The organism is Tardiphaga sp. 42S5, from assembly GCF_034044155.1.
GTDB lineage: Bacteria > Pseudomonadota > Alphaproteobacteria > Rhizobiales > Xanthobacteraceae > Tardiphaga > Tardiphaga robiniae.
The window spans coordinates 4,245,713-4,260,147 of the sequence record NZ_CP139027.1 but is presented as its reverse complement, the minus strand read 5'-3'; the positions used below and the strand labels follow the sequence as shown (position 1 = coordinate 4,260,147).

Annotated in this window: 14 protein-coding genes; 5 read left to right on the top strand and 9 right to left on the bottom strand. The window is 62.6% G+C overall.

The window, feature by feature from the left end; genetic code table 11:
* Positions 1 to 32 precede the first annotated feature (32 nt).
* Positions 33 to 1,052: a TRAP transporter substrate-binding protein gene (locus tag SFY93_RS19810; RefSeq protein ID WP_120289336.1), complete on the bottom strand. Its 1,020-nt coding sequence runs from the start codon at positions 1,050 to 1,052 to the stop codon at positions 33 to 35.
* A 163-nt stretch (positions 1,053 to 1,215) separates the two neighbouring features.
* Between SFY93_RS19810 and SFY93_RS19805 the strand changes: the two genes are divergently transcribed.
* Positions 1,216 to 1,956, top strand: a complete 741-nt coding sequence (locus SFY93_RS19805; protein ID WP_320444292.1) for a GntR family transcriptional regulator — start codon at positions 1,216 to 1,218, stop codon at positions 1,954 to 1,956.
* On the opposite strand, the gene SFY93_RS19800 is transcribed toward SFY93_RS19805, so the two are convergent.
* From SFY93_RS19800 to SFY93_RS19790, 3 genes are read right to left on the bottom strand one after another with little or no spacing between them, the layout of a single operon-like run.
* Positions 1,953 to 2,444, bottom strand: a complete 492-nt coding sequence (locus SFY93_RS19800) for a GFA family protein (protein WP_320444291.1) — start codon at positions 2,442 to 2,444, stop codon at positions 1,953 to 1,955. The two genes, SFY93_RS19805 and SFY93_RS19800, sit on opposite strands and share 4 nt — an antisense overlap.
* A 30-nt stretch (positions 2,445 to 2,474) precedes the next feature.
* A complete protein-coding gene (locus SFY93_RS19795; protein ID WP_320444290.1) occupies positions 2,475 to 3,422 on the bottom strand; it encodes a LipP1 family hormone-sensitive lipase in 948 nt (315 codons plus the stop codon).
* 26 nt (positions 3,423 to 3,448) lie between these two features.
* Positions 3,449 to 4,228, bottom strand: coding sequence for an SDR family NAD(P)-dependent oxidoreductase (locus SFY93_RS19790; RefSeq protein WP_320444289.1), 780 nt, complete (start codon positions 4,226 to 4,228; stop codon positions 3,449 to 3,451).
* Between the two features lie 225 nt (positions 4,229 to 4,453).
* On the opposite strand from SFY93_RS19790, the gene SFY93_RS19785 reads away from it, so the two are divergent.
* Positions 4,454 to 5,374: a DUF2155 domain-containing protein gene (locus tag SFY93_RS19785; protein WP_320444288.1), complete on the top strand. Its 921-nt coding sequence runs from the start codon at positions 4,454 to 4,456 to the stop codon at positions 5,372 to 5,374.
* Positions 5,375 to 5,389: 15 nt separating this feature from the next.
* Here SFY93_RS19785 and aat read toward each other — a convergent pair whose 3' ends face one another.
* The gene (gene aat, locus SFY93_RS19780) at positions 5,390 to 6,076 is read right to left on the bottom strand and encodes a leucyl/phenylalanyl-tRNA--protein transferase (RefSeq protein WP_320444287.1); all 687 of its coding nucleotides are present in this window, start codon (positions 6,074 to 6,076) and stop codon (positions 5,390 to 5,392) included.
* A gap of 287 nt (positions 6,077 to 6,363) precedes the next feature.
* Here aat and SFY93_RS19775 point away from each other — a divergent pair, with 287 nt between their 5' ends.
* A complete protein-coding gene (locus tag SFY93_RS19775) occupies positions 6,364 to 7,719 on the top strand; it encodes an NAD(P)/FAD-dependent oxidoreductase (RefSeq protein WP_320444286.1) in 1,356 nt (451 codons plus the stop codon).
* A gap of 454 nt (positions 7,720 to 8,173) precedes the next feature.
* The gene (locus SFY93_RS19770; protein WP_320444285.1) at positions 8,174 to 9,619 is read left to right on the top strand and encodes a DASS family sodium-coupled anion symporter; all 1,446 of its coding nucleotides are present in this window, start codon (positions 8,174 to 8,176) and stop codon (positions 9,617 to 9,619) included.
* Positions 9,620 to 9,676: 57 nt separating this feature from the next.
* Here SFY93_RS19770 and upp read toward each other — a convergent pair whose 3' ends face one another.
* The 3 genes from upp to SFY93_RS19755 are packed head-to-tail and all read right to left on the bottom strand — an operon-like array spanning position 9,677 to position 12,857.
* Positions 9,677 to 10,306 (bottom strand): uracil phosphoribosyltransferase, encoded by a 630-nt coding sequence (gene upp / locus SFY93_RS19765; protein ID WP_068736713.1) that lies wholly within the window; start codon positions 10,304 to 10,306, stop codon positions 9,677 to 9,679.
* 39 nt (positions 10,307 to 10,345) lie between these two features.
* Entirely contained in the window at positions 10,346 to 11,590 is a 1,245-nt protein-coding gene (locus tag SFY93_RS19760; RefSeq protein WP_320444284.1) for a URC4/urg3 family protein, read from the bottom strand.
* A gap of 10 nt (positions 11,591 to 11,600) precedes the next feature.
* Positions 11,601 to 12,857 (bottom strand): GTP cyclohydrolase II, encoded by a 1,257-nt coding sequence (locus tag SFY93_RS19755; protein ID WP_320444283.1) that lies wholly within the window; start codon positions 12,855 to 12,857, stop codon positions 11,601 to 11,603.
* Positions 12,858 to 13,108: 251 nt separating this feature from the next.
* On the opposite strand from SFY93_RS19755, the gene SFY93_RS19750 reads away from it, so the two are divergent.
* Positions 13,109 to 13,606, top strand: coding sequence for a Crp/Fnr family transcriptional regulator (locus SFY93_RS19750; RefSeq protein WP_320444282.1), 498 nt, complete (start codon positions 13,109 to 13,111; stop codon positions 13,604 to 13,606).
* Here the strand turns inward: SFY93_RS19750 and SFY93_RS19745 are convergent.
* Complete coding sequence (locus SFY93_RS19745) at positions 13,533 to 14,372, bottom strand: metallophosphoesterase family protein (protein WP_320444281.1); 840 nt, start codon at positions 14,370 to 14,372, stop codon at positions 13,533 to 13,535. The genes SFY93_RS19750 and SFY93_RS19745 overlap by 74 nt on opposite strands.
* Positions 14,373 to 14,435: the final 63 nt, after the last annotated feature.

Below are 14,435 nucleotides of genomic sequence, written 5' to 3'. Positions count from 1 at the left end.
CGCGTAGTGACGGTTGGTGATGCGCGGCTCACTCAGTCCTTGTGAACGCGCTCAAGTTCACTATTGAATAGCTTGACGATCTCCTGATCGTAGTCGGCGGAGAATTTTGCCGCGATCGGCTTGGTCTTGTCGCGCATCTTCGCAAGCTCGGCCGGAGCGATCTCGTTGACCTCCATGCCCTTGGCCTTCAGCTCGCCGATGGAAGCCGCTGCGGCATCGCGGCTGACCTTGCGCTGATAGTCGCGGGCCTCGTTGGCAGCATCCTGCAGGATCTTTTGCTCGTCCTTGGAGAGCTTGTCCCAGAACACCTTGCTGACCAGGATGATGTTGGTCGAATAGGTGTGGTTGGTGACGCTGAGATATTTCTGCACCTCATAGAACTTGTTCGACAGGATCACCGAGAACGGATTTTCCTGGCCGTCCACCGTGCGTGTTTCCAGCGCGGTGTAGAGCTCGGAGAAGCTCATCGGCACGGGATTGGCGTTGAACGCCTTGAAGGTCTCGAGATAGACCGGGTTTGGGATCACGCGGATCTTGATGCCGTCGAGGTCTTCGCCCTTGGTGATCGGGCGGCGGCTGTTGGTGACGTTGCGGAAGCCGAGATCCCAATAGCCGAGACCGATCAGACCCTTCTCCGGCAGCTTGGCAAGCAGGGCCGAGCCGAGCGGGCCGTCGAGCAGCGCGTCGGCCTGCTTCGGCGTCGAGACGATGAACGGGAAATCGATCAGCCCGTAATCCTTGACGATGCCGACCAGCGAGGTCGTGGCCGGCGACTGCATCTCCTGCGTGCCGGCGCGCAGTGCGGATTGCTGCTGCATCTCCGAGCCAAGCTGGTTGGCGGGATATTCGCGCACCTTCATCTTGCCACCGCTCTTGGCCGCGACGAGTTCGGTGAACTTCTGCACGCCCTTGCTGACGGGATGATCGGTGTTGTTGAGATGACCCCAGCGGATCGTGCGCTCCTGCACCTGCGCGGACGCAGGGCCGCCTGCGATGGCGAGGGTGGCGGCGATAGCGGCAAGCCAGACGGCGGACTTCGGGTGTACGGACATGTTGAAGCTCCCTTGGATGGTATTTTTACTTCTTGGCGTCACCGTCATCTACGACAAAACAAAAATCAACCGATATTTTACATTATCTATGATGATTTGTGTCTGAGGCGCGGGGTGATGTATGGTGGCGCAGCGCGACCATTCCTCGTCACCAGGACCTTTTATGCTGGATACCCCCATTGCGGACCGCGCCGGAGAGACCGTCGGCGACAGCGCCTATCGGCGTATCCGCAACGACGTGATTTTCGGCAATCTCGAGCCCGGCCAGAAGCTGAAGCTGGAGAAGATGAGCGTCGCTTATGGCACCAGCGTCTCGACGCTGCGCGAGACACTGAACCGGTTGTGCTCGGAAGGCTTCGTCGTCGCCGAAGGCCAGCGCGGCTTCGAGGTTACGTCGATCTCGGCAACCGAATTCCAGCAGATCGCCGAATTGCGCGAACTGCTGGAGGGCCATGCCATCGAGCAGTCTTTCAAATCAGGCGATCTCGATTGGGAAGCGCTGGTGGTCTCGGCTCATCACAAGCTGTCCGCCATGGAAAAGGCGATGCTGGCTGGCGACAAGTCGAAGACCGAGGCCTGGAAGCAGTGCGACTGGCAATTTCACCGCGCGCTGATCGCGGCTTGCGGATCGCAGGTGCTGCTCGATGCGTTGTCCGCGGCCTACGACAAATATCTGCGCTACCAGATGCTGGCAGTGGTGTTTCGCGGCGAGGTGGCCGCGGTCGAGCATCGCGAGCTGATGAACGCCGCGCTGGCACGGGATTCCGCGAAGGCGCGAAAACTGCTGCACACCCACATCCATGACTGCGTGAAGCATGCGCTCGGCAATTCGGACTGGCTGAGACCGGCTCATGCTCCGTTGCGGCAGCAAGCCGTCCAGCAGCGCAGGAAACTGAAAACCTAGAACGGTTCGTCGTTTGGAGTCCGTTTCTTCTTTCTTCCCGGACGCTCCCAGACGACGCCCGGAAAGCCCTTGAGCGGAACCAGCGGCTCGCCCGTGTAGGTCCACTCCTGCAACTCTTCGATGCCGATATGATAAAGCGGCTGTCGGCCGGTGCGGCTGCCGAACAGCGCGCGGGGAATGTTGACCATGTGCGGCGAGCGGGCGCGCTCGTAAAACACCGGCGTGCCGCATCGGGCGCAGAAGCTTCGCGCGGTTCCCGACGTCTTGTCTTCGAAGCGTGTGATCTCCGCTTCGCCTGCGGTGACGCGGAAACGCTTGCGCCAGCTGCCGACATAGGTGGCGTAGGCGGCGCCATGCGCCTGACGTGTTGCGCGGGAATGATCGTGCCACGCCCAGCGCGCCGGAAAATCGATTTCGAACTGAACCGTGCCGCACAGGCAACGGCCCCTGACCGGACCGCCGGGTGCGATCTTCTCCGGCTTCTTCATCGCGATTGCTCCCGGGGCGCCGCCAGCGCGCTAGCCCAACCCTTTCAGCCATTCCCCCATCTCATGGAGCGCGGTGTTCGCCTTCGGCAGGATCTTGCCCATGGTGATGAAGCCGTGGAATTGCCCGGGATAGGTTTTGTAGGCCACGGCCACGCCGGCATCTGACAGGCGTCTGGCATATTCATCGCCTTCGTCGCGCAGCGGATCGGCGCCGGCGGTCAGCACATAGGCTGGCGGCAGGCCCGCAAGCTTGTCCATGCGGGCAGGCGAGGCGCGCCAGTTGTCGACGTCGGCCTTGCCCGTGAGATAGTGATCGGCGAACCAGCGGATGACGTTGTGCGTCAACAGGCAACTCGTCTCCGGTTCGCTGTGCGAGGGATGGGTCATGCGGAAGTCGGTGGCGGGATAGATCAGCAACTGGCCGGCGAGCTTTGGCCCGCCGTTGTCGCGCGCATCGATGGCGACGATGGCGGCGAGATTGCCGCCGGCGCTGTCGCCGCCGACGCTGATCTGCTTCGCATCCACATTGAGCTGCACGGCATTGTCGGAAATCCAGCGCGTCGCAGCGATGGCGTCGTCGATGGCTGCGGGAAACTTGTTCTCCGGCGCGAGGCGATAGTCGACCGAGATCACGATCATCTCGCCTTCATGCGCGAGAATGCGACACACCACGTCGTGGCTATCGAGATCGCCGATCACCCAGCCGCCGCCGTGGAAGAACACCAGGCACGGCGACATGCCGTCCTTTTTCCGCAGGGTCTTTGGTGTGTAGAGGCGCACGGGAATAGTGCCGGCCGGGCCGGGCACCGTCATGGATGTCACCGACGCCAGTTCCGGCGGTTCGGGATTGGCGACCGGGCGCGCCTTCAAATACCACTCGCGCGCTTCCTGCGGCGAGATCGTCTCATAGGGCGGACGGCCGGCATCGCGGAAGACGTTGAGGACGGCGGCGGCATCGGGATCGAGGACAACGGGCATGTGATCTGCTCTTGGTTTTTGGACGTTTAGGCGGAGGTGCGGCCGCCATCGACGGTGTAAGCGGAGCCGGTGACGTAGCTCGCATCGTCGGAGGCTAGGAAGGCCACGATCGGCGCGACTTCCCGGGCGAGGCCGAGCCGGCGCTGCGGCACGCGATCGACGACCTTGTCCACAGGGGCAGGCGCTCCGCGGCCGACGCGTGCGTCCACAATCGCACTCAGCATGCGGCTGTCGATCAGGCCGGGACAGACGCAGTTCACGCGCACATTGGTGCCGGTGCATTCCTGCGCCGCGCTCTTGGTGAGGCCGATCACCGCGTGTTTGCTGGCGCTGTAGACCGCGACTTCGGCCGAGCCGATGACGCCGGCGATGGACGCTGTGTTGATGATCGAGCCCGTGTTGGCCTTCAGCATCACTGGCAGCACGTGCTTCATGCCGAGAAAGACGCCGACCACATTGACGTCGAGCACCCGCCGGAAGTCGGCGAGCGACATCTTCACGATGGGCGTGATCGTGCCCTCGATGCCGGCATTGTTGTAGAAAATGTCGATGGTGCCGAAGCGTTTCACCGTGGCGGCGACATAGCCGATGACGTCTTCCTCGCTCGTCACGTCGGCGGTGAGTGCGAGCGCTTCGGCGGAGGCGGGGAGTTCTGCGACCGCGCGTTGCAAGGCGCCGGCATCACGGTCCACGGCGACGATTTTGGCGCCGCGCGCCGCCAGCAGCTTGATGGTCTCGGTGCCGATCACCCCCGCCGCGCCGGTGACCACGGCTACCCTGCCGTCCAGACGAATTCCGTCAGTCATCTTGAACGTTCTCCCCATGCTCCGGTTTGTTCCGGATTGATGGCTGGTCGCGTATCGCGCGCCTGCCTGATGTGGACTATTTCACGGGGAGAATGACCTGACCAGCCGGGCGGTATGGGGAGCAGGGTGCCCTTTCGTCGCCGCATTCGGCGTGTTAACCGGAGGCGATTACGCGGCCATTCTCCTACAATGTCGCGAGCCTGATTCTCGATTGAGCCGCGCCGCATGTTGCGAACCCTGACCATTGCCGGATTTGCGGCCCTTCTGGCCGCCACCTCACTGTCGCCTGCACCTGTGCAAGCGCAGTTCGGTCCGCTATTCGGCGACACGCCGCCGCGCCCGCCGGGGGCCGTGCCGCGTGGCCAGCAACCCCCGCCGCCCATGGACGACGAGGAAGAGGTGCCGGAACTGCCGCAGGGCCGCCTGTTGCCGACGCGTCCCGGCATGGGCGCACCACCGCCTGGGGCCGTGCAGTCGCAGCCGCTTGCGCCGCCGCCCGGCAGCAACACCACTATCGTTCCGCAGAACCCGCCCGGGCAGGGACAGGCCCAGCAGCCGGCCGCGCCAGGGCAGCAACAGCCCGGCGTCGCCAACGCGCCGCCTGCCGCCACTCCCGGTGGCCGTCAGCCGCCGAAGGTGGCGCCGCCGACGCCTGCCACGCTGCAGCCCGGCGATGAAGTCGTCACCGAGCCGCCGGCGCAGAAGATCGTCAACAAGAAGGCCAGCTTCTCGGGCCTCGACAAGATCACCGGCCGCATCATCAATTTCGACGCCGATATCGGCGAGACCGTGCAGTTCGGCGCGCTCCGCGTGAAGACCGATGCCTGCTACACGCGTCCAGCGACCGAGGCGGCGAATACCGACGCTTTCGTCGAGGTCGACGAAATCACCCTGCAGGGCGAAGTGAAGCGGATCTTCTCCGGCTGGATGTTTGCGGCCAGTCCGGGCCTGCACGGCGTCGAGCACCCGATCTACGATATCTGGCTGACCGACTGTAAGCAGCCGGAAGCCACGGTTGCGACGACACAGCCCGAAGCACCGCGTGCGCCGCCGCCGGCCCAGAAGCGCGCGCCGCCGAAACAGCAGCCCCGCGCCCAGCAGCAGCCATCGCAGCCACCGCCGGGCTTCCCCGCGTTCCGGCAGTAAGCACTACGGCGCGCTTTAAGAGGCGTCGTTCCGTCCCGCGATGATGTCCAGCACCGTCGCGCCCTTGAGCGGGAAATCCATCGGCAGTCTGTCAAATTCCGCAATGCCGTCGAGCGACGCGTCGAGCAGCTTGCGATAGCGGGCCCGCGGCACTTCCTGTGCGCCGAAGCTCAGCAGGTGATCGGTGACATATTGGGTGTCGAGCAGCTTGAAATCGCCGGCGATCAGCCGGGCGACCAGATGCACCAGCGCCACCTTCGAGGCGTCGCGCGCATGATGAAACATGCTCTCGCCGAAGAAGGCACGGCCGAGCGAGACGCCATACAGGCCACCGGCCAGCGTGTCGTCCTGCCAGACTTCGACGCTGTGCGCGTGGCCCATCTCGTGGAGCTCGCCATAGAGATCGCGGATACGCGTGTTGATCCAGGTGTCCTCGCGGCCCGGCTTTGGCGCGGCACATTCGGCCATCACGCGCTTGAAGGCGGTGTTGACGGTCACGATGAAAACGTCGGAGCGCACGGTGCGGGCGAGGCGCGAGCTGATGCGAAACCCATCCAGCGGAATGACGCCGCGCATCTCGGGCTCGACCCAGAACAGGCCGGGATCGTCGGCGCTTTCCGACATCGGGAAGATGCCGCAGGCATAGGCGCGCAGCAGCAGTTCTGGCGTGACCTCGGAGGAGGCAGAGTCGCGTGAGCTCATGCGGCCAGCATAGCAGGCGGAGGCGGCGCGGGCGACGGTCTCGGCGCTCAACAGGCGCTGAGCGGATTGAAGGTGCCTCGGAGGATCGGAATCACGAACCAAGCAATGCTTATGCCCGGCATTTGGCTTACTTATTGGATCGGTCCTGACCGCGCAGGGCACACTGACGCCAACGCGGGCTGATCAATCTGGAACCGCTCAACAACCGGCTTGGCGCGCCCGATTGTTGCTTGATTGTTCGGACGACGGGCATAGCTATCAGGATGCAGGCAGGGAGCCTGTTCACCATGACGAATATCGTGACAATCGACGGCAAGGCATCGATCAGAACGACAACGCCTCATCGGGTGGTCGTTGTCGGTGCCGGCTTCGGCGGGCTGGAGACGGTGTATCGGCTGACCGGCGCCGATGTCAGCATTACCATTGTCGATAGCCGCAATCATCACCTGTTTCAGCCGCTGCTGTATCAGGTCGCGACCGCATCGCTGGCGACGTCGGAGATCGCCTGGCCGATCCGCTATCTGTTGCGTGGACGCAAGGATGTGACGACACTGCTCGGCACCGTGACCGGCGTGGATGCGGCGGCGCGCCGGGTGCTGCTCGATGACGGGCAGACGCTGCCCTATGACACGCTGGTGCTCGCCACGGGTGCCGGCCACGCCTATTTCGGCCATGATGAATGGGAGCCGTTCGCGCCGGGCCTCAAGACGCTGGAAGATGCGACCACGCTGCGCCGCCGTATTCTCACGGCCTTTGAGCTTGCCGAACGCGAGAGCGATCCCGTCAAGCGCGCGGCATTGCTGACCTTCGTGATCATCGGCGCCGGGCCGACGGGTGTCGAACTCGCCGGCACCATCGCGGAGCTCGCGCGGGTGACGCTGCCGGAAGATTTTCGCAATATCGATACGCGCAAGACGCGCGTGGTGCTGATCGAGGCGGGGACACGCGTGCTCGCTGGATTTCCGGAGGACCTGTCGGCCTATGCGCAGCGTTCGCTGGAGAAGCTCGGCGTCGAAGTCGCGCTCGGACATGCGGTGTCGGATTGCAATATCGATGGCGTTGTCTACGGCGACAAGGCACTCGGCGCCAGGACGATCATCTGGGCGGCAGGCGTGCGCGCGTCGCCGGCTGCCGAATGGTTGGGCGTTGCCGCTGATCGCGCCGGGCGTCTGCAGGTTAATCCGGATCTCACAGTGCCGGGTCATCCCGAGATATTTGCTGTCGGTGACACCGTGACCATTGCTGCCCCCGATGGCAAGCCGGTACCTGGCATTGCCCCGGCAGCAAAGCAGGAAGGGCGCTATGTCGCGTCAGCAATCAAGCAACGTTTACGTGGTGAGACGCCCGCACCGTTTCGCTATTCGCATGACGGCAGTCTCGCGCAGATCGGCAAGAAGCTGGCCGTGATCGACTTCGGTCGCGTCAGGCTGCGCGGGGCGCTGGCGTGGTGGATCTGGGGTATCGCCCATATCTACTTCCTGATCGGGCTGCGCAATCGTCTTGCGGTTGCGATCAACTGGCTGTGGATCCACACGCTGGATCAGCGCGGCGCGCGGCTGATCACACAGGGGCGTGCCGTGGTCGACAGCCAATCCGTGCCGTCGCATAGCGGCGAGGAGAAGCGCGTCAGTTCGGCGCGCTGAAATCTTGGGGCGGTTGCCAGGGCGGTTTGGCAAAAATAGACGCCATGGATGCCGCCAAGCGTGGGCGGCGGCTGATCCAGCCTGAGAGCGTTGCCTGACTGTGCGCCCACAGGCCGAGCTACGCGCACGCAATGTGCTGGTAATCGGCAGTGGCAGCTTCACTCATAATCAGTCGTCGGCTTGCTCCCCATGCGGTGAAGAAAACCATCCGATAGACGAGCATTTCCTGCCGCTCCATGTCGCGTTCGGGGCTGCCGGCGCAACGCCGCGCGTGACCCGGCTGCATGACAGCGCGACGTTTGTTGCGGATGCGAAAGGAAAGAGAGGCGCGCTCTAAGATGGTGATACATGCGGCCCAGATCGCGTTGGCGGTTGCTCGCCGGGCAACAACTGGTGTTACGTTGCCGGACGTATTGTCGCAGGTACGGCGGCTCGGTTCGCCGGGGGAGAAGCTGTGTCGCTGAGCTGGAAGAAGATTGCACCTCTCGCTGTCTGGCTGGTGCTGTACGTCATCCCGATTCCGACAGGGCTTGTCGCCAATCAGTGGCATTATTTTGCGGTTTTCGCTGCGGTGATTACCGGCCTGATCCTGGAATCCATGCCCGTTGGCGCGGTCGGTCTGATCGGTCTGACCTTTGCGGGCGTGATGGGATATGTCGAACACGATCCTAACAAGTCGCTGCGCTGGATGTTGAGCGGATTCTCCGAAAGCACGGTGTGGCTGATCGTCGGCGCCTTCGTATTCTCCATCGGCTATCGCAAGAGCGGCCTTGGCAGGCGTCTGGCCTTGCTGCTGGTTCGCGGCCTCGGGCGCAACACGGTGGGACTGGGTTACGCCGTTGCGCTGTCCGATCTCGTTCTCGCGCCGGCGACGCCATCGAACACCGCGCGCAGCGGCGGCACGGTCTATCCGATTGTCAGCAACATCCCGAAGATCTACGGATCGGAGCCGGGTCCGACAGCCGGCAGGATCGGAACCTATGTGATGTGGACCGCATTCGCGGCGACTGCAGTCACGAGCTCGATGTTCCTCACCGCGCTTGCGCCCAATGCGGCTGCACTGAGCATCGCCAAGAAGATCGTGAGCGTGGACGTCGGCTGGTCACAGTGGTTCATCGGCTTCGCGCCGCTCGGCGTCCCGCTGATTTTGCTTCTGCCACTGCTGAGCTACGCAATTTGCCGACCGGAGGTGAAAGAAAGCCCGGAGATCGTGGCGTGGAGCGCGGGTGAGCTCGCATCCATGGGCGCGTTGTCGCGTAGCGAATGGATCATGGCCGGACTGGTCGTGCTTGCGATGTTCCTGTGGATCACCGGATCCAATCCCGACATCTCGCTGCCTGGCCTCGGTTCGAACTTCATCAATGCGACCATGGTGGTGTTCGTTGTGATCTCGCTGATGCTCGTCACCGGCGTCATCACGTTTTCCGACATCATCGCCGAGAAGGCCGCGTGGGAGGTGTTTTTCTACTTCACATCGCTGCTGACGTTGTCATCCGGCCTCAACGACATCGGCTTCATCAAATGGGCTGCCGCCGGCCTGGCGGCTCCACTCGCCACATTCAGCCCGACCATTGCGATGATCCTGCTGGTCTCGATCTTCTTCTGGATCCACTATTTTTTCTCGAGCATTACGGCGCACGCGGCGGCGATGCTGCCTGTCGTGCTGGCGGTGGGGTCGAGCATTCCCGGAATCCCGATGTCGACTCTGACACTGCTCTGTATCTATTCGCTTGGCCTGATGGGCGTGATCTCGCCCTATGCCACCGGACCGGCACCGATGTATTTTGGCAGCGGCTACATAGGCAAGGCCGACTTCTGGAAGTTCGGCCTGATCTTCGGGTTGATCTATTTCGCCGGCTTGCTGCTGGTCGTAATGCCCTGGCTGCTGATGATCAACTGAGCCACAGTCCAAGGAAGTGTTGCGTGGTAGGAGGCGCCCGCGTGTGGGTGCACCTCACTACCTGGTGCCGTAAGCACGGTCACCGGCGTCACCAAGACCCGGCTCGATATAGGCGTGATCGTTCAGCCGGTCATCGATCGCCGCGGTCCAGATCGGAACGTCCGGATGATAGCCGCGCAGACGTTCAATGCCTTCGGGGGCGGCCAGCAGGCAGACGAAGCGGATATCCTTGGCGCCGCGCTCCTTGATGCGATCGATGGCAGCCACCGCGGTGTTTGCCGTGGCCAGCATCGGATCGATCACGATGACGAGGCGCTCGTCGAGATTGGTCGGCGCCTTGAAGAAGTATTCCACGGCCACAAATGTTTCGGGATCTCGGTACAGGCCGATATGCGCGATACGCGCTGAAGGAACGAGGCCGATCATACCTTCGACGAAAGAGAGGCCTGCACGAAGGATCGGTGCGAAGACCAGCTTCTTGCCGGCGATTTCCTTGCCGGTCATCTTCATGATCGGCGTTTCGATCTCGACATCGGTGAGCGGAAGGTCGCGCGTCACCTCGTAGCACAGCAACATGCCGATTTCGTTGAGCAGTTCGCGAAAGCCCTTGGTCGAGCGGTTCTTGTCGCGGATCAGCGTCAGTTTGTGCTGCACCAGCGGGTGATTAACGATCGTGACGCCGTCCATGAACCTCATCCGTTGCGAGAGTGTAAAACCGTCTTTGATCTAGAAAACCGTACCGTCGCTGATGACCTTCACCGGCGGCGAATGATCCTCGCGGCGCTCGCGCGCCAGGATGCGACCGGCGGCCCATGTGCCTCCTTCGAGCACCTTGGCCAGCGGCAGCGACGTCGCGTCGAGCTTCAGTCTTTGTCGCAGGCCGCCGGCGACGCGGTCAAGTAGCGCCACGGTCAGTGCCCGCCATTCCACCACCAGCGGCGACGATACGTCGTGCTCACGCGCGGCGTCCGCAGGATCGCGAAATTTCAGGACACCACCATCGACGAAAAGACCACCATTGCGATATTCGGCCAGTCCGGTGAGGCCGTCGATATCGGTCACATCGATGCCTGCGGTCTGCAGCGGTTCGATCAGCGAATAGGCCAGCCATTGCGACAGCTTGTGCAGGGGCACAAGGCCGCTCGTCGCATCCGAGGTCGTCATCGCCGGATGCTTCCAGCAATCACCGAGCGCGATGCCATCCAGCGTCAGCCGCGACGGCCAGATCGGACCAAGTTGCAGCAGCAGTTCCGAGAGGATGGTGGGAGCGGGCAGGCGGCCATTCTCAGCCAGCGATGCCAAGCGGTCGAACAACCCACCGGGCCGCGGCGTATCCTTCGTGCCGAACACATCGGGCTTCGACGCTACGTGTTCGCCAAGCCGGCGCAGCAGATCGGCGCGACCGTCGATGCCGACCATTGGATTGGCGTCGGAGACCTGCATGCCGCGCTTGAGATCGCTGACGTCGAGCTCTGCGAGCTTGCTGGCATCGGCGCGCAGTGGCTGCGCGGTATCGGCAGAGAACGTGCCGCCGGCGAACATCGCGAGGCTCGCGAGACCGAGACCTTCGGAACGGCCGATGGCCGCGCCGGTTTGGGGATCGGTATAGCGCCAGGTTGGACCGGCCCCGGCATCGAGGAACACGCTTGTGATAGCGAGATCGAATTCCGCCCGTCCGCGTGCTGCGCGATCAGGCCATGAAATGCCATCCGCGACATCGGCCCAGCGATTGTCGCCAGCATTGACGAAGTGACGCCAGCGCGAATGGAACGGGACATCGAGCGACGGATAGGAGGCGCGCGTCGTGTCCAGCACCAGGTTGATCACGTCGTCCATGCGCGTGAGATCGATGCGGAAGTTCGGCAGTTTGTCGTCGAGGCCGAGGGTCAGCATGCGCTGCGCACGGGTGCGCACGGCATGAGCTGACAGTAACGAGAGGGCGGCAGAGGCTTCCGGGGGGTGGGGATTCACTGCTGATATCTCAATACTTCTCAAGCCCGCGACCGACGGAGTCGATCAGATCCTGCGGCGTCACCGGGTCCGGCGTGAAGTAGCCGGCCGCCTTCTTGGCGGCGATCTCCACATGCGCATCGGCCGGGATCATGTCGTCAGGGATCGGCACGCGCTCGACGATCTCGACGCCCTGACTGGTCAACGCATCGTGCTTCATGTCGCTCATGGAAATGAAGCGATCGATGCGCTTGAGGCCGAGCCAGTGCACCACATCCGGCATCAACTGCTGGAAGCGCGCATCCTGCACGCCGGCGACGCATTCGGTGCGTTCGAAATACTGTGCAGCGGCGTCGCCGCCCTCCTGGCGTTTGCGCGCGTTGTAGACGAGGAATTTGGTGACCTCGCCGAGCGCACGGCCTTCCTTGCGGTTGTAGATGATGATGCCGAGACCGCCGGACTGGCCGGCGCGTGCGCATTCCTCGATGCCGTGAATGAGATAGGGACGGCAGGTGCAGATATCGGAGCCGAATACGTCCGAGCCGTTGCACTCGTCATGGACGCGGCAGGTGATCTTGGTCGTGTGATCCGGCAGCTTGCTGACGTCGCCGAACAGATAGGCGGTAGTCCCGCCGATCGGCGGCAAGAACACCTGCAGGTCAGGCCGCGTCACGAGTTCGGGAAACATGCCGGCGGTCTGTTCGAATAGCTGGCGGCGCAGATTGTTCTCGCTGGTATCAAAGCGTTTGGCGAGACCGGGCAAATACCATACGGGATCGATGGCAATCTTGACGACGGAGACGCTGCCATTGGCATGCACGACGTCGCCGTCGTGTTTGAGGCGACCGCCGGCGATCGCGGCCTGCAGCTCGGGCAGATCGAGCCGCGCCTTGGTGATCGCAATGCTCGGGCGGATATCGATCCCTTCGGCGATCTCGGGCGCAAAGTTTTCGGCAACGAGATGACCCCAGGGATCGAGCGATACGATCTTCTCGGGATCGGTCCATTGTCCGAAAGGCCCGACGATAGCAGCGGGATGGGTGTTTGTGAGATCGGGACGCTTCAGCGGATCAAGCGCGCCGGATGAAACGGCGAGCGCGCGATAGACCGAATAGGAGCCGCCATGGGTGCCAATGACGTTGCGGTCCTGCGGGCGGGAAACGGTGCCGATGACCGGTCCACGTTCGCGTGCGGAGGCTGCGCCCCACTGGATCGGGAAGTGATGCTTGGCGCCCGGCGCAGGATGCGACGTCAGGCGAATATGATCGATCCGGTTGGAACGGCTCATCGCAAAGGCCCCCTAAAATGGCAACGGCCCGTCTGGAAGGACGGGCCTTATTGCTAAGGAAGCAACTAACTATAACTATCTCCCGAACAAATGCAACAGGGAGAAAGACGTGGTAGCCGGGGCGGGACGTCTCGCAAGCTCCGCCGCACCCAATATGCGCCGGTTGCCGACAATTTCGGCGCATTCGGGCCTTGTGTCACGCGATCGTCACGGCGAGCATACGCTTTATCAACCATGTTGGAGTGCCTGATATGCGCGCCGTTCTGGATCATTGCAGCGATGGCGTGAAGCACAGCGTTGCAGCTGGCGATACGATCATCCGGGAAGGACAGACCAGCGGGCATTTGTTCGTGCTGATCGAAGGGCAGCTCGATGTCGTCAAGGGCGACACGGTGGTTGCGAGTTTGACCGAACCCGGTGCGGTGGTCGGTGAAATGTCGGTGCTCCTCGAACAGCCGCATACGGCCACGGTGCGTGCTGCCATCGATACGCAAGTCTACGAGTTCGAGAATGCGACGGATTTCTTGCGGGCTCACCCGACCGTCGTGCTGATGATCGCGCGGCTGCTGGCGCAGCGGCTCAATGTGGCGACGAGCTATCTTGCCGATATCAAGCAGCAATATGCCGGCCATGGTACGCATCTGTCGATGGTCGGTGAACTCCTGGACAACATGGTCAACCTGTCGCCGACGAAGGTGTCACCAGGTTCGGATCGGGGCTCGGATCGACAAAACGATCCACGGATGTGAGCCATGCGGGCGCGACCTTGATCGGTAACGCCGGACGCTGCAGCGGAGCGTTCAGATCGATATGGTCAGCGCCTTCCGCCGATAGCCAGAATGCTGTGCCGTCATCGAGGTCGAGCACGATGTAAGCCGGCGGCCGGCCGAACTGGCGGCCTGCATTGAACACCCAAGTCTCACCAATCCGGTCGTACCAGGAACCGTCTTTGACAAACGGAGACTCATGCACATGGCCGGAGATCACCATCGCGGGCCGATGCGCTTCGATCCACTGCACCAGTTCGATATCGCCGAAGTAACGTTTGCCACCCCAGCTCGTCGGTGAGTTGGTTGGCGGCGCGTGATGCACCCAGATCCAGCGTTTTGCATTTTGTGCGGATGCTTCGTTGAGTTGTTGCGCGATACGCTGCTGGACCAACGGACCGTCCCACCACGGACAGACCGTGAAGAGCGTATCACCGATGGTGAGACTGTCACCATCACAAGCAATGCCGAGTTGTCTGACATCGCCAACCCATCGCGCGATCTTCTCGCCTTCATCGTTGCGTTCGTCGAGATCGTGATTGCCAGAGCACAGGATCACCTTGGTGCGTTGGGCAAGCAGGCCGAGATACTTTTTCACCACCAGGATTTGAGCGCGGAAGTCGACGACCGAGGCGATATCAAGAGCGTCGCCAGCAAAGATCACGAGGTCGAATTGCGGCGCGACGCTGAGTAGCCAGTCGAACTGGGGCAGCGAATAGTGGAGATCGGCTACGACAAGGCAGCGCATATGAAATCCGAGGTCCGGAAAGAAAGAGAAATATCAGCAGACTGAAAGGTGCAGTCTAGGCAT